Raw genomic sequence first — 26,775 nt, 5'->3', positions numbered from 1 at the left:
ATAGATTTTCCAAGGAGAGATAGTGCATGCATCATTTCGAGTATCGTGACGGCGCCCTCTTTGCCGAAGAGGTTCCGGTCACGGCCCTGGCCGGGCAATACGGCACCCCGCTTTACGTCTACTCCGCCGCCACCCTCACCCGGCATTTCCAGGCCTTCGACTCCGCCTTTGACGGGCTGGACCATCTGACATGCTACTCGGTCAAGGCCAACTCCAACCTCTCGGTGCTCAAGCTCCTGGCCGGGTTGGGTGCGGGCATGGACATCGTCTCGGGCGGCGAGCTCTATCGCGCGCTCAAGGCGGGCGTGTCGCCGGACAAAATCGTCTACTCCGGCGTGGGCAAGCGGCCCTCCGAGATCCGCGAGGCGCTCGATGCCGGGATTCTCATGTTCAACATCGAGTCCGTGGCCGAGCTGCTCAAGATCAACGAAGTGGCGGGCGAAGCGGGCAAGGTGGCGAAGGTCAGCTTCCGCATCAATCCCGATGTGGACCCGCAGACCCATCCCTACATTTCCACCGGCATGAAGAAGAACAAATTCGGCCTGGATATCGAGAACTCCCTTGAGGCCTACCGGATGTGCGCGGACCTTGCCAACATCGAGCCCATCGGCATGGACTGCCACATCGGCTCGCAGCTCACCAGCATCGCCCCGTTCATGGAGGCGCTGGACAAGCTGCTCGATTTTTACGGCAGGCTCAAGGACATGGGCATCGGCATCAAGTACCTCGACCTGGGCGGCGGGCTCGGCATCACCTATGACGAGGAGGAGCCGCCCCACCCCACCGAGTTCGGGCAGGCCCTCAAGGAGAAGCTCACGGGCGTTCCCCTCAAGGTCATCCTCGAACCGGGCCGGGTCATCGCTGGCAACGCGGGCATCCTGGTCACCGAGGTGGTCTACACCAAGTCCAACCCGTCCCGGAATTTCCTCATCGTGGATGCGGCCATGAACGATCTGGTGCGCCCCAGCCTCTACGGCTCCTACCACCGCATCGCCGAGGTCACGCCCAAGGAGCGCGACTCCCTGACCTATGACGTGGTCGGCCCCATCTGCGAATCCGGCGACTTCCTGGCCCGCGAGCGCGCCCTGCCCGCCGTGAACCAGGGGGAACTGCTGGCGGTCTTCTCTGCCGGAGCCTACGGCTTCACCATGTCGTCCAACTACAACTCGCGCCCCAGGGCCTGCGAGCTGCTGGTGGATGGTGACACGGTGACCGTGGCCCGAAAGCGCGAGACCTACGAAGACCTGATCGACAAGGAACTCTAGCCAGGGGCCGGGGTTCGCCCCGGCCTTTTCATTTGGGGATCACCCATGGCACGGCTCAATTCATTCCATCATCCGGCACAGGGCTGGCCTTCGGCAGTGGGCGAAACCGTGCGTTTCTCCGGGGCTGAGGCGCACCACATGCTGGCCGTGCTGCGGACCGCGCCCGACCAGATAGTCCGCCTCTTTGACGGCCTGGGCCGCGTCGGCCTGTTCAAGGTCCAAAAGACCGACAGGAACACCGCCCTGCTCGAAGCCGTGAGCCTTGAGAGCCACCCGGCGCAGGACACGGGCGTGACCCTGGCCATCGGCTGGGGAAAGTCCAAGCGGCGTGACTACCTCTTTGAAAAACTGGTGGAGCTTCAAGGTCTTGGCGTGGCCTTCTGGTCTGCCGCCCGCAGCCAGGGGCAGATGCCCGACACGCCCAAGGAGAGCTGGCGCGACAAGTGCGTCCAGGCTGCCAAGCAATGCGGCAATCCGCTCCTTCCGACCATCACGGTCCTGCCCGCCGGGCTGGGGGGTCTGCTCGACTTTGCGCGCGGCTTTGACAGATGCTATGTTGCCTGGGAATCGGACGAGGCCGACAGGCCGCTCACCCCGGCTGATCTTTCCTGTGGCACAAGCCTCATCGTCATTGGTCCCGAAGGCGGGCTTGAGCATGACGAGGCCCTGGCGTTGCTTGAGGGCGGATTCGTCCCGGTGACCCTTGGCCAGAGCATCCTGCGCTGGGAGACCGCTGCAACCTATTGTCTCAGCCTCGGCTGGTTCGCGAGACAAGGCGACAAATGAAACTTGAAATCGAAGAATCACAACCTCTTGCCGACAGGATCAGGCCGAAATCCCTTGATGAGTTTGTGGGGCAGGGGCACATCCGCAACCGCATCGAGGCCTTTACCAAGTCCAAGCGGCTGCCGAGCCTGCTCCTCTTCGGTCCGCCCGGCTGCGGAAAATCCACCCTGGCCATGCTCCTGGCCCGGCTGACGGGCAAGAAGAGCCTGCGTCTCAGCGCGCCCGAGGCCGGACTGACCGCCCTCAGAAAGCAGCTGCCCGGCCACGACATCCTCATCCTCGACGAGTTGCACCGTTTTTCCAAGGCGCAGCAGGATTTCTTTCTGCCCATCCTGGAGTCCGGCGAGATCACCCTGCTCGCCACCACCACCGAAAACCCGTCCTTCAGCGTCACCCGGCAGTTGCTCTCCCGGCTCCATGTGCTCCGGTTGCGCACCCTGAACCGCGAGGAGCTGATCAGCGTGGCCCATCGCGGAACCGAGGCGCTCAGCCTGGAGCTGGAAGAGGAGAGTTACGCCCTGCTCGCTTCCATGGCCGGTGGCGACGCCAGGACATTGCTCAATCTCATCGAATACACCGCCGAACTGCCCAAGGACAAACGTTCGGTTGAGGTGCTGCGCGAATCCCTGCCCGAGATCGTGGTCCGGGGCGACCGCGACAGCGATTCCCACTACGAGCTGGCCTCGGCCCTGATCAAGTCCATCCGGGGCAGCGATCCGGATGCGGCCCTGTACTATCTGGCCTGCCTGCTGGAGAGCGGTGAGGACCCGCGCTTTGTCACCCGCCGCCTGATCATCTCGGCCTCGGAGGATGTCGGCCTGGGCGACCCGCAGGCCCTGCCCCTGGCCCTGGCCTGTCATCAGGCCGTGGAGGCCATCGGCATGCCCGAAGGATTCATCCCCATGGCCGAGACCACCGTGTATCTGGCCCTGGCTCCCAAGAGCAACGCCACCTACGCCGCCTACCGCACGGCCCAGAAAGAGGTCCGCGAGAACGGACCCAAGCCTGTTCCGCTCCACCTGCGCAACGCCACCACCTCGCTGCAACGCGAATGGGGCTATGGCCGGGGTTACCTCTACCCGCACAATTTCCCCAAGGCCTGGGCTGACCAGGACTACCTGCCCAACGAACTGCGCGGGCGCAAATTCTACCATCCCAAGGATCAGGGCGAGGAACCCCGGCTGCTCGCCTGGCTCAAGCAGTTCAAACGCAAATCCTAATCCGTTGAATGACAAGAAGAAAGGGTTCGCACCCATATGGTGCGAACCCTTTTGTTCATGTGTCACTTGAGGAATCGGTCAGGTGCGTTTGGCGTAGAGTTTTTGCCATTCGTCCAGGAAGAGGATGGCCGTGTCCAGGTCGGACAGCGCACCCTGCTGTTGGCGCAGGCTCCAGACCAGATCCTTGAAGGGCACGCTCTCGGACAGGCCGAGCCGGGCCAGCAGGCCGCGCAGCTCGTCCCGCAATTCAGGCGGGAAATCGGCGTCGAGCACGCTGGCCTCCCTGCCCCTGGGCCAGCCCGGAATGCGCCTGGCAGTGAAGTCGAGGAGCGTCTCCAGACGCGCATGGTAGGTGTGGTCCTTGAGCGCCCGCGCCCTGGCGCGCCCGGCAATGGCTTGGCACTCCTCGGGTCTCTCCAGGTAATAGTCTATCTTTTCAAGCAGTTCAGCCATTGACGTGAAGGTCGCCAGCTCGTCGTCGGCAAAGGCTTCTTCAAGAAGGGTGCGTTGGTCCACCAGTTGGAACGCGCCGCAGGCCGCCAGCTCGAAGGTGCGCGGGTTGACGAAATCGCCCAGGGTGACCAGCTCCTCGGCCTGGATGCTTGAATGCAGGTTCAGGTTGATGCGCGTGGCATTGAATATCTTGACGCACTCTTCCGGCGAGACGCGCGCGCCCTGCATCTGGACCAGGGGTTCAAGGACATGGTCGCCGTCCCAGTCCGTGCCCCAGAGCTTGAAATCGCGGCTGACCAGCTCGCGGAAGGCAACGCGCCGGTTGGGGTAGCCCGCGCCCATGAAGGAGATGTCCGAGCCGAACTTTCGCCGTTCCATGGGCGTCAGCTCCATGGGGTGGTGGAAGCCGGGCAGCGCGGCCAGGGGCAGATACAACCCGTTTGGCTGGCCTATGCCCTTTAGATCGCTCAGGAAAGGCTCCTTCTGGATGACGGCGAAGATATCGTAGAACGGGGCAAAGGATTTCCAGTAGGTGAAGAGGCGGTGATCCTCCACAAACCACATGGCCGTGGTCACGCCGTCGCGCCGCAGCCGCTTGAGGGCCTGATGGTTGAGCGGCGCCTGGGCCATGGCCAGAACCAGATCCGGCTCAAAGGTCTCCACCTTGGCCAGGATCGACTGGCTGATGACGTTGAGAAAGGAGTTCTGGAGGTAGTCGAGCCGGTCCGTGGTCACCCGCAGCTTCTTGAGCGCGTCGTAGGCCGCGTTGAACTCCGGGGCCTCGAAGACCTCAACGAGGTGGCCCAGGTCTTTCAGGGCCGTGGCCACGTATCGGCCTATGGGCAGGGAGCCGCCGTACAGGGGCAGGACAACGAGAATGCGCAGGTTCTTCATGCTATGGTCCTGTGATTGATCCGCTGGGGTCGCGGGTGATCCAATCGCGTTCACGGTAGATGCGCTGGGCCAGGAGCGCGTCCATGTCGGTCATTTTTTCAACGATACTGTCAGGATCACCGCTCAGATGCGCCAGGATGAACTGGCGGAATCTGGCCCGCTGCTCCGAGTCCGGGTCCATGCCCGCCACGGGGTGAAAGGTTTGGCCCAGGGCGTCGAAGCGGGATTCGTAGGCGATCATGCCACTGGGCATGTGCTCGGCCTTGCGCGTGGTCATGAACCGCTGGTAGCCGGGGTCTGCAAATGCGCCCAGGCAGGCGACGCCGTTGTCGCAGGGCCGGGTCTCAAGGCACGGCAGGCAGGGAGCCACGGCCTGATGGACCGTGTGCCCCGCGCCGTACGGCCCGGTCTCGAAGCACCAGGCCGAGGACAGGAAAAAGGCGTGGACCGGCGTGCCCAAATGGGCCGCCAGATGCATGGTGCCGGTATCCGGCGTCAGAAGCAGATCGAGGGAGCCGACGATCTCCACGAGGTCGGCCCAGTTGGTCGCGCCCGCCAGATTTCGCGTGCGCGCCTGCACTGCGGGGGGCAGCAGCTTCATGACTGCCTGCCCTGCCCCGTGCTCGCCCGCACCGCCCAGCAGGTGGACATGGGGCGCCTTGCGGGCCTGGGCCGTGGTGGCGACCATGCGCGCCAGGATCTCCACCGGCAGCGAGCGGCGCGACTCACGGCCCGCCAGGACCACGCCCAGGCCGTTGCCTTTGGACTGGGCAGACGGATTGACCCGCTCCGGCGCGAGCATGTCCGGGCAGTACCCGGCCCAGAAATCGACGAGATTGATGGAGAATCTTCTCTGATCCGACCAGCGCATGGCCATGGACGGCCACAGGGAAATCAGCTCCTGACCATCCTGCCAGGCGTAGCCCTCCACCGTGTCGGGATCGAACAGCGCAGCCAGCCGAAAATTGAGCCCGGAAAAATTGAGATTGTAGACCCGCTCGAAGCTGACGGCGCGCAGACCGGCAAAGGCGCGCCGGTTGTCCGTCAGCATGGCGCGCACGGCCTCGTGGCCGTTTAGCCCGGTGCCGTGGGCCGTGACCGGATGCAGAACCACATCCGGGAAGACCAGCCGGGCCAGCGGCTCAAGGGAGCGGTCGAGGCAGAGGTGGACGCGGCTGTCGGGCCGGGCGCACAGGGTCGCCAGGAGCCGCTTGGTCTGGATGAGGTCCCCGAACCGGGCCAGTTGTATGACGAGATGGTGTTTCATTGGCTGTCGTGTTGGTGTCAATTCCCTAGCCTATTCCCGGAGGATATTGCAAGAACCGGGCAATTGGCATTTTACATGTGGCCCTGCTTTGGGTATCAAGGCGCATGCGATACTATCCCATTTTCGTGAACCTGGAGAACAAGGGGTGCCTCGTGGTGGGCGCGGGCGAGGTCGGCAAGCGCAAGATCCAGTCCCTGATCGACTCTGGCGCGGGCACGGTGACCATCATCGACACCCGCCCCGCCGACCCGGAGATGGCCTCGCTGCTGGCCCAGGACCACGTCTCCTTCCAGTGCCGGGAGTTTCGCGACACCGACCTGGACGGCAAGTTCCTGGTCATCGCCTGCACCTCCAGCGAGGAGGTCAACTGGCGCATCAGCACCCTCTGCGCCGAGCGCGCCATCCTGTGCAACATCGTGGACCAGCCAGAGAAGTGCAGCTTCATCGTCCCGGCCACGGTCAAGCGCGGCGATTTGACGGTAGCCATCTCCACGGCGGGCCGCAGCCCAGCCATGGCCAAGCGCATCCGCAAGGAATTGCAGGAGAGCTTTGGCGACGAATACGCGGGCCTGCTCACGCTCATGGGCCGCATCAGACCGCTGGTGCTCGGGCTTGGCATGACCACGCCGGAAAACACCGCGGTGCTGCGCTCGCTGGTCAACTCCGATCTTCTGGCCCGGATCAAGGCCAGAGACCTTGACGCTGCCTCGGAAATACTTAAAGAATCATTGCCCCAACCATTGCACGCCAACATCCCGGAGCTGCTTGATGGGCTTGTTTGACATTCTGCACATCCTCATAATTGCCTTCTATGCGCTGGGCACGGTTCTTTTCCTGACCGGCGTGTGCGCGGGCAACGACAGGCTCAAGACCCTTGCCGTGTGGCTGGCCGTGGCCGGGTTCACCCTGAACACGGCGGACCTCTCCCTGGCCCTGACCGGCGATCCCTTGGCCCTGAGCTCGGGCACGTTCTATTTCAACATCCTGGCGTGGTGCGTGCTGGCCGTTTATTTCTTCCTCTGGTGGCGGCTGCGGCTCGAATTCCTGGCCATCACCGCCCTGCCCCTGGCCCTGCTCCTGTATGTGGCCTCCCTGGCCCTGGGCGGCATCCGGGTGGTCATGCCGCCGGAGCTGACCATGCTCTTCTTCGGCCTGCACATCGGCACCCTGATCCTGACCCTGGGCGTGTTGATCATGGCCTTTGGCGCGGCTGTCGCCTTCATCTACTACAACCGCAAGCTCAAGACCAAGGCCGGATTGTCGAGCATGGGCCAGGGCATCCCGTCGCTGGACAAGTTCGACGCAGTCAACCGGCTGGCTGTGACCATCGGGTTCCCCCTCTTCACCCTGGGGCTGTTCTCCACCTATTTCTGGTACCTGATCGACGCCAAACGCCCATTCGCCTGGGATATCATGAAGATCGGCTCATTTGCAGTCTGGTTTCTGTTCGCCTTCCTCTTCCACCAACGAGTGGTTCTCGGCTGGCGGGGGCGCAAGCCCGCCATCCTCGCCATATGGGTGTTTGCGGGCATGTGCGTCTCCCTCATTCATCACACCATCACCTTCAGGGCCGTGCCATGAACGGAAAGATCATCCTTGTCGGCCTGAACCACCGGACCGCCGGGGTCGATGTGCGCGAGAAATTCGCCCTCACCAATGTGGAAAACTTCGAGGCCGGGCTCATGGCCCACTGTCCGCTCGCCGAATGCATGGCGCTCTCCACCTGCAACCGGGTGGAGATCGTGGCCGTGGTCAAACGCGTGTCCGAGCGCGAGGCCCTGGACGCCGTGATCAATTACTGGGCGGGCATCTGCAAGGGATCGCCGGACCTGCTGGTGGAAAACACCTACCAGTATGTCGATCTCGAGGCCGTGGAGCATCTGTTCACCGTGGCCAGCAGCCTGGATTCCATGGTCATGGGCGAGCCGCAGATACTGGGCCAGCTCAAGGACTCCTACCGCAACGCCGTGGACAAGGGGGCGGCCCGGACCATCATCAACCGGCTGTTGCACAAGTCTTTTTCCGTGGCCAAACGGGTGCGCACCGAGACGGCCATCGCCTCGAGCGCGGTCTCCATCAGCTATGCGGCGGTGGAGCTTGCCAAGAAGATTTTTGGCGCCCTGGACGGCACCCGCGCCATGCTCGTGGGCGCGGGCGAAATGGCCGAGCTGGCCGCCACCCACCTGCTCCAGAACGGCGTGCGCGACATCATCATCGCCAACCGCACCCTGGGCCGGGCCAGGGAGCTGGCCTCGACCATGGGCGGCCAGCCCATCCAGATCGAGCAGATGTACGACCATTTGCACGAGGTGGACATCGTCATCAGCTCCACCGGCTCGCCCGTGGCTGTGATCAAGGCCAGGGAAGTCAAGGCGATTCTCAAGAAGCGCAAGAACAAGCCGATGTTCTTCATCGACATCGCCGTGCCGCGCGACATCGACCCGGATGTCAACAACCTGGACAACGTCTACCTCTACGACATTGACGACCTCAAGGAAGTGGTCGAGGAAAACATGGCCCAGCGCCAGGGCGAGGCGGTCAAGGCCAGGGCCGTGGTCGAGGCCGAGACCAAAGTGTTCGGCAACTGGCTCAATTCCCTGGCGCTCCAGCCGACCATCGTCGATCTCGTGGACCGCAGCGAGGACATCGCCCTGCGCGAGCTGGCCAAGACCCTCAAGAAGATCGGCCCGGTGGACGAGACCACCCGGAACTCACTGGAAACGCTTGTTCTTTCCGTGGGCCGCAAGGCGCTGCACGAGCCCATCTGTTTTCTCAAGCGGCGCACCCAGGAAGAGGGGTCGGCGGATCAGTTCATTGACATGGCCCGGCGCATGTTCAATCTCGACGACGAGACCGTGCCGCCCGACGCCCACCTGGACCGCAAGAACTGTGGCTGCGCCCCTGAAGACATCGACCGGCTCATCGACGCCTCAAAGACCAAGGAACAATGATGCGCACCTATCTCATCCAAGACCTCTACGACGACGATTACGACAAGATCGTTGCCGCCTTCAACGAGCTGGACTTCAAGAGCCTGCTCGACGACATCTACTACCTCCCCCTGCCCGCGGAACTGCTCCAGCCCGAACAGCGCGACCACCTGGAGGAATGCGGCCCCTATTTCATGGCCCTTGAGACCCTGCGCCATGCGGCTGGCAACCAGCTCAAGCTCGAGCTGCTGGTGCGCGGCAGGAAGAAGATCCGCTGCTCCTGCGTCTGCTACGCCACAGCGTCCCAGCGCAAACACATGATCGAATACCTCGACCAGTTCATCGAGGAGCTTGAGATCTCCGTCTGAGATGGCCGACATGACCGGTGCGTTCCCCGCCATGCCGCGTTCCCTGCAGAATCTGCCTCCCAAATGGGCACACTTCTGCCTTGGCATCGAGCGATTCATCAGCGACGACCTCGCCCTTGACATGACCGGCAAAACGCTGGCCGTGGGCCTGTCCGGCGGCGCGGACTCCACTGCCCTGCTCCTGTGCCTGCACTGGCTGGCCGTCAAGAACGGCGGGCGCGTCGTGGCCGCCCATCTGAACCACCGATTGCGGCCTGAGGCCGACGACGACGCCCGCTGGGCCGCGTCCCTGTGCGAGTCGCTGGGCGTGCCCTGCGTGGCCCGCGAGGCGGATGTGGCCGCCCTGGCCGCATCCCGTGGCATGGGCTTGGAGGAGGCTGGGCGTGAGGCCCGCTATACCCTGTTTGCCGATGTTCTGGCGCAGCACGAGGCCCACTTTATCGCTCTGGGGCATCATCTGGACGATCTGGGCGAGGACCTGCTCCTGCGTCTGTCCAGGGGCACGGCCTGGCCCGGACTCTCCGGCATGGTCGGTCGGGACGATGGCCGTCGACTGCTGCGCCCCCTGCTCCTGACCCCGAAATCGACCCTGACCGGGCTCCTGACCGCCCTTGGCGTGTCCTGGCGCGAGGACGCGACCAACAGCGATCCGCGCTGGGCCAGGAACCGCATCCGGTCCACGGTCATGCCCCTGCTGTTGCAGGAGAATCCGAACTTTCTCGATGCCGTGGCCCGTCTGTGGCGGGTCGGCAGCGCTGACCGCGACTACTGGGACGCCCAGACCGCAACCGCGGGAACCACGCTCTTAGACGCCACCCTGGCCGGAGCGCACCGCGCCCTGCGCTTGCGCCTCTACAAGGCGGCCCTGGACAGCCTCGGTCCGGGGCAGGCCCTGGCCGACACCCTTTTTGGGCTCGACAGGGCGTGGCAGGACCGGCGCATCGGAGCGACCTTCCAGTTTCCCGGTGAAAAGACAGCCACAGTCACCGGTTCCGGGGTGGTTTTCTCCCCCAGGCATTGACTTCCTCGGATGTGCGGTATAAGAGCATGTGATCTTTTGCACAATGTGTTTGCTGCCAGTGCGGCATTGCTTTTTTTATCACCAGGAGGAGTTTGCATGAATATTCTGATTTTCGGCCCCAACGGCTCCGGCAAAGGCACCCAGGGCACCCTGGCCAGGGACAAGTACGGTCTGGATCACATCGAGTCCGGTGCCATCTTCCGCAAGCATATCGGCGGCGGAACCGAGCTGGGCCTGAAGGCCAAGGCATTCATCAACAAGGGTGAACTGGTTCCTGATGACATCACCATTCCCATGGTTCTCGATGTCCTGGCCAACTCCGACAAGAACGGCTGGTTGCTCGACGGTTTCCCCCGTTCTCTGGTCCAGGGTGAAAAACTGTGGGAATCCCTGCAGAAAAGCGGAGAGAAGCTGGACTACGTCATCGAGATCAAGCTGCCCCGCGACATCGCCAAGGCCCGGATCATGGGCCGCCGTCTGTGTGAAAACAATCCCAACCACCCCAACAACGTCGGCATCCCGGTCATCGCCCCTGACGGCGACAAGTGCCGTGTCTGCGGCGGCGCCCTCTCCGCCCGCCAGGACGATCAGGATGCAGCCGCCATCGATCAGCGCCACGACATCTACTACGATGAGAAGACCGGCACCATGGCCGCCTGCAACTTCTACAAGAACATGAAGAACGGCGGCTTCAAGTACATCGAGCTCAATGGCGAGGATTCCATCACCGCCATCAAGGACTACCTGATGAGCCAGCTCGTCTAGTCTTCCGGCAATACTGACGTTATCAGCCCCTGCGGTCATGTGCCGCAGGGGCTTTTTCATGCGCGATTTCCAGGCTGCACTGGCCGCAGTCAATCCCCGGATGCCCAATGAAAAGGGGAAGGGCCGTGGCCCTTCCCCTGCTGTCTTGCGAGTCTGATTACCTTGCTTAGGCGTCGGTTTCCGTATCGCCTACCACCGAGGGGCCAAAGCCCAGAAGGATGGGGCTGGCCACGAAGATGGAGGAATAGGTGCCGACCCCGATGCCGATGAGCAGGGCCAGGGCGAAGTCGTGGATGACGCTGCCGCCCAGCACGAACAGGCAGGCCACCACCAGAAGTGTGGTCAGCGAGGTCATGATGGTCCGCGAGAGGGTCTGGTTGATGCTCTGGTTGATGATCGACTTGAACCGTCTGGTGTCTTTTTGCGCATTGGTGTTTTCACGGATGCGGTCAAAGACGATGATGGTGTCGTTGAGCGAGTAGCCGATGATGGTCAGGAGCGCGGCGATGATGGTCAGGTCGAACTCCTTGTCCAGGATGGAGAAGATGCCGATGGTGATGGCCACATCGTGGATGAGCGCGACCACGGCCCCCAGGGCGTAGTTGAGCTTGAGGTACCAGCACAGGCCGATGGTCATGACCATGGCCGCGATGATCAGCCAGCCCATGTTCAGCCCCAACAGGCCGATGGCGTAGATGCCGCCGCCCAGCGCCGCAGCCATGATGGCGGCCACGGTCCACCGCTGCTCGAAGCGGCCCGAGATGTAGACCGCGATGACCAGGACGGCGAAGAACAGCGCCTCAAGGGCCTTGGAGCGCAGGTCTGCGCCCACCTTGGGGCCGACCATCTCCAGGCGCTGGATGTCGAAGGCCACGCCGCTGAGATGGCTGGTCAGAGCGCTTGAGACCAGTGTGCGCACCTCCTTGGAGGACACTTCCGAGCTGGAAGTCCTGATGAGGTATTCGTGGTCGTCCTCCATGCCCAAGGACTGGACGACCAGTCCCGGCAGGCCCGTCTCTTCAAGGGCGGCCTTGAGGGCGCTCACCTCGATGGTCTTGTCCACCTTGACCTGGACGATCATGCCGCCTGCGAAGTCGATGCCGTATTGGGGGCCGCCCTTGATGAGCAGCGAGCCCAGGCCGGCAAGCAGGACCACGGCGGAAAGGATGAAGGCGATCTTCCTGAAACCGATGAAGTCGATCCGGGTATCGGGTTTGATTAATTGAAGTCCCATATCGTCCCCTTAAATGTTCAGCTTGGCGCTTTGGGAGCCGCTTTTTGTGTACAGGTCGAACAGGATGCGCGACACGAAGATGGCGGTGAACATCGAGGAGATGATGCCAAGCGTCAGGGTGACGGCAAAGCCCCGTACCGGTCCGGTGCCGAACTGGTAGAGGATGACCGCCGCGATGATGGTGGTCACGTTGGCGTCCATGATGGTCAGGGTGGCGCGGCTGTACCCTTCCTCGATGGCCGCCCGGACGGTCAGCCCGCGCCGCAGTTCCTCGCGGATGCGCTCGTAGATGATGACGTTGGCGTCCACGGCCATGCCGATGGTCAGGATGATGCCCGCGATGCCCGGCAGGGTCAGAGTCGCACCGAACAGGGCCAGGCCGCTCATGATCAGCATGATGTTCAGGCACAGGACCAGATCGGCCACGACTCCGGCAAAGCCGTAGTAGACGACCATGAAGACGAGTATCAGGCCCATGCCCACCAGGGCGGACATGATGCCCTTGTCGATGGATTCCTGCCCCAGGGAGGGTCCGACCGTGCGTTGTTCCAGGATGACGACCGGCGCGGGCAGCGAACCGGCGCGCAGGACCACAGCCAGGTCACGCGCCTCTTCCCGGGTGAAATTGCCGGTGATGGACGCCTTGCCGCCGCTGATCTTCTCCTGGATGACGGGAGCCGAATAGACCTTGCCGTCCAGGACGATGGCCATGCGCTTGTTGACGTTTTCGCCGGTCAGGTTGGCGAAGATGGTGCCGCCGCGCGCGTTGAAGGTGATCGAAACGTAGGGCTGGTTCCAGGTGTCGAGCTGCACCTTGGCGTCGGTGATGTATTCGCCGGTAAGCACGGCATCCTTCTTGAGCACGATGGGAGCCTCGGTCTGCCCGCCTCCCGCATGGGTGGTGACCAGGGTCGAAAGCTCGCGGCCAGGGGCGAGGATGCCGCTCTTGGCCTTGTCCAGGTCAGCCGTGTCGTCCACCATCTTGAATTCGAGGTGGGCGGTCTGGCCGATGATGTTGATGGCGCGCTCCGGGTCCTGCAGGCCGGGCAACTGGATCTGGATGCGGTCGCCCTGCTGCTTGCGGATGTCCGGCTCGGCCACGCCGAACTGGTCGATGCGGTTGCGGATGGTCTTGATGGCCTGATCCATGGTCAGCTTGGTCAACTCGTCGCGATACTGCGCCGGTATCGAAAGGACATACTTGATCTTGCCGTCGCCAAGGACCTGGGTGTCCTCGACGCTGAACGGGCTGAACCTGTCGATCACCGTGTCGAAACCGGCCTTTTGGTCGCCTTTGAGCAGCACCAGTTCCAGGCGGGATGAGGAGATCACCGTGGGCCGGAGGATGAAAATGCCCTCCTCGGCGGCTGCGGCCTTGAGATCGTCACCCAGGCGGGAAAGATTGTTGTGCATGGCGGTGTCCATGTCGACGCCAAGCGTCAGGTGGATACCGCCCTTGAGGTCGAGGCCGAGGCTGACCGAGTTGCCGGGCAGCAGCGCGCCCAGCGGCGACTCTTTCACGCCGGGGATGGACGGCAGCATGTAGGCCAGTCCAAGGATCAGGACGACCAGGGTTGCGAGGATTCTAAGGCGCAGACTCTGCATGAAAACTCCCTTGATGCGAACACGTTGCAGCCGGTGCGGGACGCACGGTCAAACACAAGCGCGGACCGGGCCACTTGTCTCGTGGTCCGGTCCGCACGGAAGTCCAGACTACCGGCTGTCAAGCCTACTTCTTGTTGTCTGCTGCGGAAGCGCCGTCTTTGTCGGCGACGAAACCGCGCTTGATCACGACATTGACACCAGCGGCGATCTCAATGGTGAGATTGTCGCCGTCGATATCGACGATGACGCCGAGAATGCCACCATTGGTCCACACCTTGTCGCCCTTTCTGAGGGCGTCGAGCATGGCCTTGTGCAGCTTTTGCTTTTTCTGCTGCGGGCGGATGAGCAGGAAGTAGAAAATGGCGAACATCAGGACGAGCATCGGCAGCGGGCCGCCGAGGATGCCGCCGAGACCGCCGGACTCTCCGCCGCCAGAGGGCGGCGCCATCGCGTAGGCTATGGAATCGAAGAACATGGTTCCTCCCAGACAGGGATAAGGGTTTTTACAGTCTCGAAGCGTTTAGCAGGGAACGTAGAGGTTCCCGTAAGGCCGATGCGAAAACGGACGAATTTTGACGAAGTTCTCGCTCATTATTTCCTTGCTGTCCAGCTTCAATTCCCTGGCGTAATCCTCGACCAAGGCCCCGATGACCTTCAGGTCTTCGGAGTCCACGGGCTGCGCGTGCAGGCCGGGTCCGAGCTGATGTTCGGGCACCTCGCCGCGGACATAGATCACGCCGCCGTGCATGCCCGTTCCCAGACTCCGTCCGGCAACAGGCGCATCAGGCTTATCAGAAAACATGCCCAAGAGCAAAATAATTCCGCCAGCCATATATTCTCCGAGAAAGTCGCCGGCCTTGCCGCCCACCACGATTTTCGGCTGGTGGTCGAGGTAGGCCTTCATGTGGATGCCCACCCGGTAGCCGACATCGCCCTTGATGAATATCTCGCCTCCGCGCATGGCGTAGCCGATGACATCGCCCGCGAGGCCCTCGATGATGATGCGCCCGCCGTCCATGGTGTTGCCCACACCGTCCTGGGCGTTGTTGCGGATGCGGATCTTGGGACCGCGCATGAAGGCGGCCAGATCCTGACCCGGCACGCCGTATATGTCGAAGGTGAGGTCGCCTTCAAGGGCCGTGGCCAGATAGCGCTGGCCGTTGCACTCCTTGATGACGAAATCCGTGACGCCCTCGCGAACCAGGGCGCGTATCTCCTCGTTGAACTGCTTGTAGTAGGTGCGGCCCGCCACCAGGGTCTTCTGCTTTCTCTTGGTCATGCTAGCCCTCCAGATCCACGATAACCGGTTCGCCCGCCTTGGGCATCCAGACCCTGTCCAGCTCGGGACACACTTCGCGCACGGCGGATTCCTCGCTGGACATGAAGACCATGTCATCTTTTTCGGCCACCAGCAGGGGCCGCAGCTTGATGCGGTCGTTGAGACCCATGAGCCGGGTGTTGTCGGCCACGAGGATGGCAAAGGGACCGTTGAGCATGGCCGGGCCGTAGGTGGCGCGCAGCGCGGTGTACAACTCCCTGTCGTCCGCGTCCATGCGCTCCATCTCGTCCCAGAAAGGCGGGGCAAAGCACTTGGCGGCCATCTCCCAGGAGAGCCCGTGCTTGCGGATGAGCATGTCCAGTTCGTAGGCCACCACCTCGGTGTCGGTCATCATGGTGCACAGGTAGTCGTGCTCGCACAGGTAGCGGCGGTTGATGCCGTAGGACGATATCTCGCCGTTGTGGACGATGGACCAGTTGAGGATGGTGAAGGGATGCGCCCCGCCCCACCAGCCCGGAGTGTTGGTGGGGAAACGGTTGTGGCCGGTCCAGATGTAGGCGCTGTATTCCTCCAGGCGGAAGAAGTCGGCGATGTCCTCGGGAAAGCCAACACCCTTGAACGCGCCCATGTTCTTGCCGCTGGAGACGACGAACGCGCCCCCAACAGAGGTGTTGATCTTCATGACCACGGCCACCACATAGTCCTCCTCGGCCAGTTCGGAGAACTCGTTGACCGGCTTTTCGGGCACGGTCACGAAATAGCGATTGAATCTCGGCGGCCTGGGGATGGAAAGCACCCGGCGCGTGGGGATCGGCTCGAAGTGGTGCAGGTCGAAATAGGCGCGCAACAGCTTCTCCGACCCCTCGATGGCCGCCTCGCCGTCGCACATCATGTGGAAGCAGTACTTGTCGTCGTGTTCCGGGTAGATGCCGTAGGCCGCGAACCCCCCACCCAGGCCGTTGCCACGGTCATGCATGCAGGTCATGGCCGCGATGGGCATCTGGCCCGGGATCAGGCCGCGCTTCTTGTGGATGACGCCGAATATCCCGCAACCGGAAATATCCTTTTGAAAATCATGATACCGTTCAGGCGCTTTCATTCTCTCTCTCCATGCGTCCCGTGCGGGACTCGGATGTCTTATTCGTGAGTCCCCGGATTCCAGGCCTCGCGCCCAGGATTCCAGGTCTCCCGGAAGAAGTCGTCGGGCCACATGAGCACGTCCGGCGCGCCGGCCACGAGCTGCTTGCGCGCCTCCTCGGGGATGGGCATCTGGAACTTGACAAAGGCCGTGTACATGCCTGCCATGTCGATGTCGCCCACCAGGACATAGCCCACCAGATGGTCGTTCTGGAACACGAGCTTGCGGTAGCTTTTCTTCTTTTCGTCCAAGGTGATGGACACCTCGTAGGCGGGATCGCCCTCGGGCGGGTTGACCGTGCCCACCGAGATGGTCGGCAGGCCGTAGAAGCTGATGGAGTTCATGGCCAGGCTGCCGATGAACCGGATGTCCGCCCCGGCCATGTTCTTGCCCGCACAAAAGCCCTGGTTGTAGGCGTTGGTCCAGATGGGGATGACCCGGTCGTCGCCAAAAAGCAGATCCCTGGCTTGGGCCACGTCGCCCGCCGCGAACACGCCTTGCGCGCTGGCGCGCATGTGGTCGTCCACCTTGATGCCCCGGTCCACCTCGATGCCGGACGCCTTGGCCAGCCCGTAGTTGGGCACCACGCCGATGGCGATGACCACCACGTCGGTCTGGAGGAAGTCGCCGTCGGTCAGGTGCACCCCCTTGAGATTGCCCGCGCTGTCGCGCTGAATCTCCTTGGCCGACACGCCGCAGCGCACGGCCAGCCCCACCTCGGCCAGCCTGCCGCCCGCGAGCGACGCGGCGTTTTCGTCAAAGGCGAGGCTTAAGATGCGCGGCGAGAGTTCGAGGATGGTCACCTCCACGCCCCGGTCAAAGAGCGACTCGCCCGCCTTGAGGCCGATGAGCCCGCCGCCGATGACCACGGCCCGCTTGATCTCGCGGGCCTTGGCGATGAGGGTCTGGGCGTGGGCCAGATTGGTGAAGTTGTACACGTCGGATCCGTCCGCGCCGGGGATGGGCGGGGTGAAGGGGATGCCGCCCGTGGCGATGAGCAGGTTCTCGTAGCCGATGGTCTCGCCCCTGTCCGTGGTCACGGTCTGGGCAGCGATGTCGATGGCCGTGACCGTGGTGCCGAGCTTCAGGGTGACGTTGCTCTTCTCGTAGAATTCCCTGGGCCGCAGGGAGAGCCTGTCCGGGCCGATCTTGCCCGCCAGCAGGTAGGAGATGAGCGGACGCCCGTAGGCCGGGGAATCCTCGGCTCCGATGACCAGTATCTCGCTTGCGGCATCGACCTTGCGGATGCCCTCGATGGCCCCGATGGAGGCGATGCCGTTGCCTATGATGACATATTTCATGATTGACCTCGTGGATTATGGTCGCGCGGCGGCTACCGCTCCTCGTACTTCAGGGCCGCGTTGGGGCATGCCTGGACACAGGCCGGGCCTTCCGCCCTGCCCTCGCACAGGTCGCACTTGACGATCTTGTTCTCGATGGGGTGCCTGCGGATGGCCCCGTAGGGACAGGCCATGAGGCAGGACCAGCAGCCCACGCACTTGTCGCGGTCGTACACGGTGCGCCCGGTTTCGGGGTCCTTGTAAAGTCCGCCCGAGATGCAGGCCGCCACGCAGGACGGCTCGTCGCAGTGGCGGCAGCTGATGGCCACGCAGGTGTCGCCCTTCTCGAACACGCGCTTGCAGGGCGAGAGGCCGGTTGCCGCGCGCTCGTCGCGGTAGGCGATGATGATATCCTTGCTCGCGGAATGGGCGGTGATGCAGGCCAGCTCGCAGAGATGGCAGCCGATACAGTAGGATTTGTCGGGGTAGACTCTTTTCATGGCGTTCTCCGTCTAGCGCCCGGCGTGCTTGATGCCGAGGATGTCGAGTTCCGTGTCGGAAAGGCCGACCCCGCGCAGCTTGTCGCGGTTGCCGCGCAGGCTCTCAATGGAATTGAGCCCCATGCCGCCGAGCATCTCCTCGATCTCGTGGCCCCAGGCGCGGAGCAGATTCGAGAGCTTCTTGGCCGCGATGTCCGGATTCTGCCGCTTGGAGAGCTTGGGGTCGTTGGTGGCGATGCCCCAGGGGCACTTGCCGGTGTAGCAGCGGCCACAGATGGTGCAGCCCACGGCGATGAGGGTGGCCGTGCCGATGTACACGGCGTCCGCGCCCAGCGCGATGGCCTTGACCACGTCCGCCGAGCAGCGGATGCCGCCCGCGGCCACGATGGACGCCTGGTTGCGGATGCCCTCGTCGCGCAGCCGCTGGTCCACCTGGGCCAGGGCCAGCTCGATGGGAATGCCCACGTTGTCGCGGATCATGGCCGGGGCCGCGCCCGTGCCGCCGCGCATGCCGTCGATGGTGACGATGTCCGCGCCCGCCCGGACAATGCCCGAGGCGATGGCGGCCACGTTGTGCACCGCCGCGATCTTGACGGCCACCGGCACCTTGTACTCCGAGGCCTCCTTGAGGGCAAAGATGAGCTGGAGCAGGTCCTCGATGGAATAGATGTCGTGGTGCGGGGCCGGGGAGATGGCGTCGGACCCGATGGGCACCATGCGCGTCTCGGAGACCATGTTGTTGATCTTTTCACCGGGCAGATGGCCCCCGATGCCGGGCTTGGCGCCCTGCCCCACCTTGATTTCGATGCCCACGCCCGCCTTGAGATAGTCGAGATGCACGCCGAAACGGCCCGAGGCCACCTGGACAATGGTGTTCTTGCCGTACTTGTAGAGGGACTTGTGCAGGCCGCCCTCGCCGGTGTTGTAGACCGTGCCCATCTCGGTGGCCGCGCGGGCCATGGCCTGATGCAGATTGAAATTGATTGCCCCGAAGCTCATGGCCGCAAACATGATGGGTACATCGAGCTCGATCTGCGGGGAGAGTTTGGTCTTGAGGGTGGATTTGCCGTTTTTGTCGGTTTCGATCTTGAGCTGCCTCGGCTTGGCTCCGAGAAAGGTCTTGAGCTCCATGGGCTCACGCAACGGGTCAATGGACGGGTTTGTCACCTGGCTGGCGTCGAGCAGCATGCGGTCCCAGTAGACTGGGATGTCAACCGGCGAGCCCATCCCCGCCAGCAACACGCCTCCGGTGTCCGCCTGCTTGTAGATGTTCTGGAGGAACACGGGCCGCCACAGTTTGTTGGCCCTGAAATCCGAGGGCTTGTTGCGGATGTTCAGGGCAGCCGTGGGACAGAGCGCCTCGCAGCGATGGCAGCCGATACACTTGGTGTTGTCGTGCATGACCTTTTGCCGGGCCTCGTCAAAGTAATGGGCCTGATAGGAACACTGACGCACGCAGACCTTGCAGTTGATGCACAGGTCGGGATCGCGGTCAATGCAAAACTCATGGTAGTTTTTATTGACGGGTTGAAACAGCAAGGCGGGTACCCTCTTTCGTTTGGTTGCCAAAAAAGTCATCGTTTGCACGAGATGACAGCGGCACCGTTTTCGGCTTTTCACAATTCAGGCAAATGCTCTTCTTGTGAAGGGGAGTCACAAAAGCACAGGAAGCATAAAGCTGTCAAGAAAACTTTTAATCGCCTTGAATGCTTGAATTTATTACGTGTCAATTCAGGCTCCCGGCCTGGGGGCGACACCCCTGCCATGACTTTGCCCCATTCACAGCCGAACTGCTCATGACCGGAGATACACCAATGAACCCACAAAATAGGAGTTGGAAAGCTACATAATTGTAGAACCGTGTTCGCAGGACAATGGCCTGATTCCAATCGACCATTATAGAGGATGATACCATGGGTATCCGCTTGACAGCCCGCGAACTTTTGAATTATGAAATGCCCATGAACTCGCACCAGAACCGCTTCGGCTTCTTTTTCTTTTTTGGCTTCCGCTTTTTTAGAAGCGCCTGCGGTCTTGGGGTGTGCGAGTAATCTTTAACGGAAGTACAGACACAACAAGGGCCGCAGGCAACCAGCCGGCGGCCCTTTTCTTTTGTCTTCCGCCGGTTGGACCTGGGGCCGAAAATCAGAGGAGTAAACGGGCATGATGATGGGCTTTGGCAGCATTGAAATCGCAGTGGCTTTCTGGTTGAGCATCGGGTCTGCGGCCCTGTGCATCGTTTACGGAATTGTGAACTGGAACAACACCGGCGCACAGGCGGGCAAGACCGTGCACGAGGAGGATCTGTAAATGGAAGGCAAGATACTTGGCATCCTCGTCTACCTCGTCGGCATCTTCTACCTTGGCTACAAGGCGTGGAAGCAGACCAGCCGGTCCACGGACTACATGCTCGCCGGGCGGCAGATGAACCCGTTCATCCTGGCCATGTCCTATGGCGCAACCTTTGTCTCCACCTCGGCCATCGTCGGGTTCGGCGGCGTGTCGGGCATGTTCGGCATGTCCATGCTGTGGCTGACCTTCCTGACCATCTTCGTGGGCGTCTTCATCGCCATGGTCGTCTTCGGCAAGCGGACCCGGCGCATGGGGCTGGCCCTCAACTCCCATACCTTTCCAGAACTCCTGGGCAGACGGTATCACTCCAAGTTTGTCCAGCAGTTCTCAGGCGTGCTCATTTTTCTGTTCATGCCCATCTACGCTGCCGCGGTGCTCATCGGCATCTGCCGGATGCTCGAAGTGGCCTTTCCCATGGTCAGCTACGGGGCGTGGCTGCTCATCGTCACCGCCCTGGTGGCCATGTACGTGGTCACCGGCGGGCTGCGCGCCGTCATGTACACCGACGCCTTTCAGGGCAGCATCATGGCCGTGATGATGCTCATCCTGATCATCACCACCTACGTCCTGCTCGGCGGCGTGACCGACGCCCATCAGGCCCTGACCGACATGGTCGCCCTGGTGCCCGAAAAACTCAAGGCGGGCGGCATGACCGGCTGGACAACAGGACCGGACATCAACTCGCCCATCGGCCTGACCATCTACACCACATTGGTCTACGGCGTTGGCATCGGCGTGCTGGCCCAGCCGCAACTGGCCGTGCGCTACATGACCGTGCCGTCTGACCGCGAACTCAACCGGGCCGTGGCTATCGGCGGCATCTTCATCCTGCTGATGACCGGCGTGGCCTTTGTGGTCGGCGCCTTGTCTAATGTCGTCTTCCAGAATGAATTCGGCAAGATATCCATTGCCATGGCCGAGGGCAACTTCGACAGGATCATCCCCCTGTACATCGACAAGATCATGCCCGGCTGGTTCTCCGGCCTTTTCCTGGTGGCCATGTTTGCGGCGGCCATGTCCACCATGAGCTCCCAGTATCATGTGAGCGGCACCTCCCTGGCCCGCGACTTCCTGGAGCAGCATGTGACCATCGGCAACGGCGGATCATCCATGAAGCTCAACCGGCTCGGCGTGATCATCGCGGTCTTCGCCACCCTGGTCTGGGCCTGGGTGCTGCCGGGCAACATCATCGCCAGGGCCACGGCCTTCTTTTTCGGCCTGTGCGCGGCGTCGTTCCTGCCCATCTACGTGCTCGGCCTGTACTGGAAGGGCATGACCAAGATCGGTGCAAAAATATCCATGGTGGGCGGGTTCGGGGTGTCCATGTTCTGGCTGCTCTTCGTCCACCTTCAGGAATCCGCGTCCATCGGCCTGTGCGCCGCCATCACCGGCCAGCCCTCGCTGGCCGCGGGCGGAGAGCCGGGTTCGTGGATGTGGCTGATGCAGTGGGTGGACCCCAACGTGGTCGCCCTGCCCGTGTCCCTGGCCCTGGCCGTGGGCGTCAGCCTCGCCACCCGACGCATGGAGAGCACGCACCTTGACCTCTGCTGGGACGGTCTCTGCTAACTCGTTGACATGCATGACTCAACAGGAGCGCCGGAGCAGACAGCCCCGGCGCTCCTTGTATTTGCGCAATTGACAGCCGGGCGGTTTCGGCCCAATAAACAACGCATCAAAATCAAGGAATAACCAGGGACCAGACGCTATGAGAAAAATCGATGTGAACGTCAAATTCATGCACCCGGTCTGGGACGAGAACGATCTCGCCTACGCCACCGAGTTCTCTGCCGGGCTGGACCTTCGGGCCTGCATCGACGTCGAGGAGCTTGAGATCGGCCCCGGCGAGAAGAAATCCATCCCCGCGGGAGTGACCATCGAAATCCGCGAGCCGAGCGTGGCCGGGTATGTCTTCTCGCGCAGCGGCCTTGGCACCAAGGACGGCCTGACCGTCAGCCAGGGGGTCGGCGTCATTGATCCCGACTATCGCGGCGAGATCAAGGTCTCCCTGCTCAACACCTCGGGCGAGGTCCGACGAATCAGGCGCGGACAGCGCATCGCCCAACTGGTGTTCATGCCCGTGTTCCAGGCCGCCATCAACCAGGTCGAGGAACTGGGCGCAACGGACCGCGGGGCTGGAGGCTTCGGGTCCACAGGAAAACTCTAATCGCCAAAGAGCAGTGTAATGAGCAATAAATTCGACGCCATAGTCAAAAGAGAGCAATCGCTTCTGTGCAACACCTATGGCCGGTATCCGCTGGCCGTGTCCAAGGCCCAGGGATGCAGGCTGTATGACCTCGACGGCGAGGAATATCTCGATTTCCTCGCCGGGATCGCCGTGTGCAGCCTGGGCCACAGCCGGGTCGATCTGGCCGAAGTCATGGCCGAGCAGGCGAAAAAGCTGGTCCATGTCAGCAATCTCTTCTACCAGGAACCGCAGCTCGATCTGGCCGAAAAGCTGCTCGCCACCTGCGCGGCGGGCAAGGTCTTCTTCTGCAACTCCGGGGCCGAGGCCAACGAGGGGGCCATCAAGCTCGCCCGCCGCTACATGCACCGGGTCAGGAACGAGGACCGCCACGAGATCATCACCCTGGAGAAATCCTTTCACGGCAGGACGCTCTCGACCCTGACCGCCACCGGGCAGACCGGTCCCATCAAGGACGGCTATGATCCGCTGCCCGAAGGGTTCATCACCGTGCCGTTCGGCAACGTCAACGCCCTCAGGGGAGCCGTCAACGCGCACACGGCGGCCATCATGATCGAGATGGTTCAGGGCGAGGGCGGCGTACGCCCCCTGCCCTCGGACTACGCGGCGGATATCGTGGCCCTGTGCCGCGAGAACAGCATCCTGCTCATCGTGGACGAGGTCCAAACCGGCATGTGCCGCACCGGCAGGTTCTGGGCCCACCAGCACTACGGCATGGTCCCGGACATCTTCACCTCGGCCAAGGCCCTGGCCAACGGCCTGCCCATGGGCGCAGTGCTCTGCTCGGACGAGGTGGCCAGGGGATTCACGCCCGGCTCCCATGCCACCACCTTTGGCGGCGGCGGGGTCGTCTCTGCCGTGGCTGCCAAGGTCGTGGACATCATGCTGGAGGAGAAGATGGCCGAGCGGGCGCTCGACCTGGGTGCCTTTGCCCGCGTCGAGGCGCAGCGGCTCATGACCAAACACCCCGGCAAGATTGCGGGCACGCGGGGCCTTGGCCTGCTGTTCGGCATCGAGCTTTCCTGCGACGGCCCTGCCGTGTGGAAGGGGCTGCTGGCAAAGAGGATGGTCTGCAACCTCGCCCAGGGCAGGATTCTGCGTCTGGTGCCGCCCCTGACCATCGAGAAAGCGGACATCACCGCCTTCATGGCCGCCCTGGACAGTGTGCTGGAGACGCTCCCGGAGCCTGCCTAGGCCGCGGCCCGGCATGGCCCGCCTTGACCATGCAGGGTTGAGGGCGTAATGCTGGAGCCGAGGACAACGGCATGAGCACCATTGCACCCATCAACGCTGCGGACGAACATGCGCCCGCCCTCCGGGACGACAGGCGCGAACAGGCCGGGGGCATCAGGCCGGAACCAGCCGACACCGCGCCCCATGAGCAGGCCTTTGTCCTGTCGGTGCAGGCCTCGGGAAACCGGGACAACAAAGCCACGGTCCAGGGCTTTCAGGACACGGGAAAAGGCGCATTCATCGACAGGGTTTTCTAGAGGAACGCTTCAACCGCATCAACCATGTGGCCGGGGACCAGTCTCCCCGGCCTTGTCATATTTCCTTGCCGGAGACAAAAACATGTCCACTCTTCTCAAGATCGAATTCGTCACTGCCGAAGACCATGCCGACGAGGCCGGCATCTTCATCGCCACCAAGGTTCCCCACGGCTGGGAGGAGACTCCCTGCGGTCCGGGACGCAGGTTCACCCTCTACCTCGAAGACCACCCGCTGGGCATGGAGCTGATCCGCGCCATGGAAACGCAGTTTCCCGATTCCGAAGTGACCTGGTCCGAGCGCGAGTCCGAGAACTGGGCCATGGCCTGGAAGGATTTCTTCAACCCGGTCAACTGCGGCGAGACCTTCACCATCCTTCCGCCCTGGCTTGAGGACGGCAGCGAGAACGGCACCACCCACATCGTCATCGAGCCCAAGATGGCCTTTGGCACCGGGCATCACTCCACCACATCCCTGTGCCTCGCCACCATCGGCACCATGGCCAAGGACGGCGTCATCGAACCGGGCCAGTCCTTTCTCGATCTCGGCACCGGCTCCGGCATCCTCGGCATCGGGCTTTGCAAGCTGGGGCTCACGGGCATTGGCCTGGACATCGACCCCCAGGCCATCGAATGCGCCAGGGAAAACGCCGAGGCCAACGCCGTGGCCCAGTCCATGCGCTGCGCCGTGGGCAGCATCGATTTCCTTGAACCGGAGGCCGTCTTCAACATAGTGGTCGCCAACATCCTGTCCGGCCCGCTCATCGAGATGGCCCGCGACATCCTGCTCCATGTGCGCCCCGGCGGCAGCCTGATCCTCTCCGGCATCCTGGCCGACAAACAGAAGGAGGCCGTGACCGAGGCCTACGAGCGGCTCGGCATCGGCGCGCCAGTCATCAACATCGAGGGCGAATGGGCCTGTCTCGTCTGGGAACGCGTGGAGGGCTGGGACCGGGCATGAGCCGCGCCGCCACCATAACAGGCATGTACCACGCCATGCTCGCCACGCTCGGCCCCAGCCGATGGTGGCCTGGCGACACGCCCTTCGAGATCGCCGTGGGGGCCATTCTGACCCAGAACACCAACTGGCGGAACGTGGAAAAGGCCATCGCCAACCTCAAGGCCCGCGATCTGCTCTCGGCCAGGGCCATGCACGCCCTGGACACGGGCGAGCTGGCGGAACTCATCCGCCCCGCCGGTTACTACAACATCAAGGCAGCGCGGCTGCGCAACTTCCTGAATTTTCTCAATGATGAAGCTGGGTTCGAAATCGAATCGCTCAAGACTCAAGGAATGGATGAACTTCGAAGCAAAGTGCTCTCCATCAATGGGGTCGGCCCTGAAACCGCTGATTCGATCCTGCTCTATGCCCTGGAGATGCCGACATTTGTGGTGGATGCCTACACCTATAGGATGATGGACCGCCACGGACTGGCCCATGAAGGCATCGACTATCACGGGCTGCGCTCCATTTTCATGGACGCCCTGCCCGAGGATGTGTCACTCTACAATGAATTCCATGCGCTCATTGTCCGTGTAGGCAAGGACTGGTGCCGGAAAAAGGCCGGGCTGTGCGCCACATGCCCGCTGCAACCGTTTCTCGACGAGTCGCCATGAAGACGTGGGTTTTGCCGTTTCTGCTGTGCCTCTGCCTTGTCTGCGTCCCGGCCCGTGCCGAGGACAGCGGCTCGTTGCAGGAGAGCCTGCAACAGGAGCATCGCCGCGCCGACCAGCGCGAGATGGAGGTCCGAAAACTCACGGAAAAGGCGGGAGAGCTGTCCACGTCCCTTTCTGGCATTGAAAACGATATCGCCAGTCTGCTGGAAAGAATCAGGAAACAGGAAACCGTCCTCCAGGAGATCAGGAAGAACGAACGCGCCACCCGCCAGGAGCATTTTGCCCTTGAGCAGGAGAAACAGCGCATCGCCAAGGAGCTTTCTGGACTGGTGCGCACCCTGTGGCCGGTGCATCTGCAGAGCGCCCATTCACGGTTTGAGGGCGTGGATAGCTGGGACACCTTTGACCGCCGTTTCAACTGGCTGGCGGACATCTACAACGCCACCAGGGCCAAATTCGAGGAGGCCAGGGTCAACTCCGAGCGCATCGCCAGCAACCTGGAGCGGCAGCGGACCCTGGAAAAGGAGGCCGAAGCGCAGCTGGATCAGGTCAACACCACCAAGGACAGGCTCCTGGACCGCAAATACGCCCTGCGCAAGAACCTGCGCTCCGTGACCAGGAAGCGCGACGATGCCGAGGCCGAACTGAGCAGCATCCTGTCCGCCATTCAGAGCCTCAAGTATCAGTTGCAGTCACAGAAGACCAAGCGATTCTCGCACCACAAGCGGACCTTGCCCTGGCCTGTCCAAGGGCGGCTCGTGGCCGGTTTCAACCCCAACGCCAACCCGCCGGTGCGGGGGCTGGCCATAAGCACCCAGGATGCGGCCTCCGTGAGTTCGGTCTTCTGGGGCAAGGTGGTGCACAATGACACCCTGCGCGGATTCGGGCATGTGATCATTGTCTACCACGGCAATGATTACTACAGTTTATATGCATTTCTGTCCGAGACGCACGTGACCAACGGGCAGGAGGTTGAAAAGGACGAGCCCCTGGGACTCGCCGGGTATTATCCCCTGGTCGATGGACCGGGCCTGTATTTTGAATTGCGTTTTCATCAAAAACCAATTAACCCGAAACTTTGGTTAACATCGACACAATGAATCATGCCTGA

28 protein-coding genes are annotated in these 26,775 nt (G+C 62.5%); 18 read left to right on the top strand and 10 right to left on the bottom strand.

What is annotated here, in order from left to right; translation table 11 throughout:
• Window positions 1-26: 26 nt before the first annotated feature.
• The 3 genes from lysA to DAES_RS07735 are packed head-to-tail and all read left to right on the top strand — an operon-like array spanning window position 27 to window position 3,271.
• Window positions 27-1,265 (top strand): diaminopimelate decarboxylase, encoded by a 1,239-nt coding sequence (lysA, locus tag DAES_RS07745; RefSeq protein ID WP_013514483.1) that lies wholly within the window; start codon window positions 27-29, stop codon window positions 1,263-1,265.
• 45 nt (window positions 1,266-1,310) lie between these two features.
• Window positions 1,311-2,051 (top strand): RsmE family RNA methyltransferase, encoded by a 741-nt coding sequence (locus tag DAES_RS07740; RefSeq protein ID WP_013514482.1) that lies wholly within the window; start codon window positions 1,311-1,313, stop codon window positions 2,049-2,051.
• Window positions 2,048-3,271 (top strand): replication-associated recombination protein A, encoded by a 1,224-nt coding sequence (locus tag DAES_RS07735; protein ID WP_013514481.1) that lies wholly within the window; start codon window positions 2,048-2,050, stop codon window positions 3,269-3,271. Before DAES_RS07740 ends, DAES_RS07735 begins: the two co-directional genes overlap by 4 nt.
• Window positions 3,272-3,349: 78 nt before the next feature.
• On the opposite strand, the gene DAES_RS07730 is transcribed toward DAES_RS07735, so the two are convergent.
• Window positions 3,350-4,618 (bottom strand): CgeB family protein, encoded by a 1,269-nt coding sequence (locus tag DAES_RS07730; protein WP_013514480.1) that lies wholly within the window; start codon window positions 4,616-4,618, stop codon window positions 3,350-3,352.
• 1 nt (window position 4,619) lies between these two features.
• The gene (locus DAES_RS07725) at window positions 4,620-5,885 is read right to left on the bottom strand and encodes a glycosyltransferase family 9 protein (protein ID WP_013514479.1); all 1,266 of its coding nucleotides are present in this window, start codon (window positions 5,883-5,885) and stop codon (window positions 4,620-4,622) included.
• Between the two features lie 104 nt (window positions 5,886-5,989).
• Here DAES_RS07725 and DAES_RS07720 point away from each other — a divergent pair, with 104 nt between their 5' ends.
• From DAES_RS07720 to DAES_RS07695, 6 genes are all read left to right on the top strand, one after another.
• Entirely contained in the window at window positions 5,990-6,667 is a 678-nt protein-coding gene (locus DAES_RS07720) for a precorrin-2 dehydrogenase/sirohydrochlorin ferrochelatase family protein (protein WP_013514478.1), read from the top strand.
• Window positions 6,654-7,466 carry a cytochrome c biogenesis protein CcsA gene (gene ccsA, locus DAES_RS07715; RefSeq protein WP_013514477.1) on the top strand — a complete coding sequence of 271 codons (813 nt, stop codon included), beginning with the start codon at window positions 6,654-6,656 and terminating at the stop codon, window positions 7,464-7,466. The genes DAES_RS07720 and ccsA overlap by 14 nt, the downstream gene beginning before the upstream one ends.
• Window positions 7,463-8,836, top strand: coding sequence for a glutamyl-tRNA reductase (gene hemA / locus DAES_RS07710; RefSeq protein ID WP_013514476.1), 1,374 nt, complete (start codon window positions 7,463-7,465; stop codon window positions 8,834-8,836). Before ccsA ends, hemA begins: the two co-directional genes overlap by 4 nt.
• Entirely contained in the window at window positions 8,833-9,183 is a 351-nt protein-coding gene (locus DAES_RS07705) for a hypothetical protein (RefSeq protein WP_322785283.1), read from the top strand. The genes hemA and DAES_RS07705 overlap by 4 nt, the downstream gene beginning before the upstream one ends.
• Window positions 9,184-9,193: 10 nt before the next feature.
• Entirely contained in the window at window positions 9,194-10,204 is a 1,011-nt protein-coding gene (gene tilS / locus DAES_RS07700) for a tRNA lysidine(34) synthetase TilS (protein ID WP_013514474.1), read from the top strand.
• A gap of 96 nt (window positions 10,205-10,300) precedes the next feature.
• Complete coding sequence (locus tag DAES_RS07695; RefSeq protein WP_013514473.1) at window positions 10,301-10,969, top strand: adenylate kinase; 669 nt, start codon at window positions 10,301-10,303, stop codon at window positions 10,967-10,969.
• Between the two features lie 166 nt (window positions 10,970-11,135).
• On the opposite strand, the gene secF is transcribed toward DAES_RS07695, so the two are convergent.
• From secF to DAES_RS07655, 8 genes are all read right to left on the bottom strand, one after another.
• Window positions 11,136-12,203 carry a protein translocase subunit SecF gene (secF, locus tag DAES_RS07690; RefSeq protein ID WP_013514472.1) on the bottom strand — a complete coding sequence of 356 codons (1,068 nt, stop codon included), beginning with the start codon at window positions 12,201-12,203 and terminating at the stop codon, window positions 11,136-11,138.
• Window positions 12,204-12,212: 9 nt separating this feature from the next.
• Window positions 12,213-13,808 (bottom strand): protein translocase subunit SecD, encoded by a 1,596-nt coding sequence (gene secD, locus DAES_RS07685; RefSeq protein WP_013514471.1) that lies wholly within the window; start codon window positions 13,806-13,808, stop codon window positions 12,213-12,215.
• Window positions 13,809-13,932: 124 nt separating this feature from the next.
• Window positions 13,933-14,283, bottom strand: a complete 351-nt coding sequence (gene yajC / locus DAES_RS07680; protein ID WP_013514470.1) for a preprotein translocase subunit YajC — start codon at window positions 14,281-14,283, stop codon at window positions 13,933-13,935.
• A 45-nt stretch (window positions 14,284-14,328) separates the two neighbouring features.
• Window positions 14,329-15,087, bottom strand: coding sequence for a GltB/FmdC/FwdC-like GXGXG domain-containing protein (locus DAES_RS07675; RefSeq protein ID WP_013514469.1), 759 nt, complete (start codon window positions 15,085-15,087; stop codon window positions 14,329-14,331).
• Window position 15,088: 1 nt separating this feature from the next.
• Window positions 15,089-16,186, bottom strand: coding sequence for a class II glutamine amidotransferase (locus tag DAES_RS07670; RefSeq protein WP_013514468.1), 1,098 nt, complete (start codon window positions 16,184-16,186; stop codon window positions 15,089-15,091).
• Window positions 16,187-16,224: 38 nt separating this feature from the next.
• Window positions 16,225-17,526 carry an NAD(P)/FAD-dependent oxidoreductase gene (locus DAES_RS07665; protein ID WP_013514467.1) on the bottom strand — a complete coding sequence of 434 codons (1,302 nt, stop codon included), beginning with the start codon at window positions 17,524-17,526 and terminating at the stop codon, window positions 16,225-16,227.
• A 32-nt stretch (window positions 17,527-17,558) separates the two neighbouring features.
• Window positions 17,559-18,005, bottom strand: a complete 447-nt coding sequence (locus DAES_RS07660) for a 4Fe-4S dicluster domain-containing protein (protein ID WP_013514466.1) — start codon at window positions 18,003-18,005, stop codon at window positions 17,559-17,561.
• A gap of 12 nt (window positions 18,006-18,017) precedes the next feature.
• Window positions 18,018-19,544: a glutamate synthase-related protein gene (locus tag DAES_RS07655; protein WP_013514465.1), complete on the bottom strand. Its 1,527-nt coding sequence runs from the start codon at window positions 19,542-19,544 to the stop codon at window positions 18,018-18,020.
• 374 nt (window positions 19,545-19,918) lie between these two features.
• Here DAES_RS07655 and DAES_RS17585 point away from each other — a divergent pair, with 374 nt between their 5' ends.
• From DAES_RS17585 to DAES_RS07620, 9 genes are all read left to right on the top strand, one after another.
• Window positions 19,919-20,056, top strand: a complete 138-nt coding sequence (locus DAES_RS17585; protein ID WP_013514464.1) for a hypothetical protein — start codon at window positions 19,919-19,921, stop codon at window positions 20,054-20,056.
• A gap of 112 nt (window positions 20,057-20,168) precedes the next feature.
• Window positions 20,169-20,315, top strand: a complete 147-nt coding sequence (locus DAES_RS17785; RefSeq protein WP_013514463.1) for a symporter small accessory protein — start codon at window positions 20,169-20,171, stop codon at window positions 20,313-20,315.
• Entirely contained in the window at window positions 20,316-21,923 is a 1,608-nt protein-coding gene (locus DAES_RS07650; protein ID WP_013514462.1) for a sodium:solute symporter family protein, read from the top strand.
• A gap of 139 nt (window positions 21,924-22,062) precedes the next feature.
• On the top strand, window positions 22,063-22,521 hold the full coding sequence (dut, locus tag DAES_RS07645) for a dUTP diphosphatase (protein WP_013514461.1): 459 nt from the start codon (window positions 22,063-22,065) through the stop codon (window positions 22,519-22,521).
• A gap of 18 nt (window positions 22,522-22,539) precedes the next feature.
• Window positions 22,540-23,754, top strand: coding sequence for an aspartate aminotransferase family protein (locus DAES_RS07640; RefSeq protein WP_013514460.1), 1,215 nt, complete (start codon window positions 22,540-22,542; stop codon window positions 23,752-23,754).
• 71 nt (window positions 23,755-23,825) lie between these two features.
• A complete protein-coding gene (locus DAES_RS07635) occupies window positions 23,826-24,050 on the top strand; it encodes a hypothetical protein (RefSeq protein WP_013514459.1) in 225 nt (74 codons plus the stop codon).
• An 82-nt stretch (window positions 24,051-24,132) separates the two neighbouring features.
• A complete protein-coding gene (locus tag DAES_RS07630) occupies window positions 24,133-25,008 on the top strand; it encodes a 50S ribosomal protein L11 methyltransferase (RefSeq protein WP_013514458.1) in 876 nt (291 codons plus the stop codon).
• The gene (locus tag DAES_RS07625; RefSeq protein ID WP_013514457.1) at window positions 25,005-25,664 is read left to right on the top strand and encodes an endonuclease III domain-containing protein; all 660 of its coding nucleotides are present in this window, start codon (window positions 25,005-25,007) and stop codon (window positions 25,662-25,664) included. The genes DAES_RS07630 and DAES_RS07625 overlap by 4 nt, the downstream gene beginning before the upstream one ends.
• Complete coding sequence (locus tag DAES_RS07620) at window positions 25,661-26,764, top strand: murein hydrolase activator EnvC family protein (protein ID WP_013514456.1); 1,104 nt, start codon at window positions 25,661-25,663, stop codon at window positions 26,762-26,764. The genes DAES_RS07625 and DAES_RS07620 overlap by 4 nt, the downstream gene beginning before the upstream one ends.
• The last annotated feature ends 11 nt before the right edge of the window (window positions 26,765-26,775 follow it).

The sequence above is a fragment of the Pseudodesulfovibrio aespoeensis Aspo-2 genome (assembly GCF_000176915.2).
GTDB lineage: Bacteria > Desulfobacterota > Desulfovibrionia > Desulfovibrionales > Desulfovibrionaceae > Pseudodesulfovibrio > Pseudodesulfovibrio aespoeensis.
Note: the sequence above shows the minus strand (reverse complement) of the source record. Positions and strands in the feature narration are given on the sequence as shown.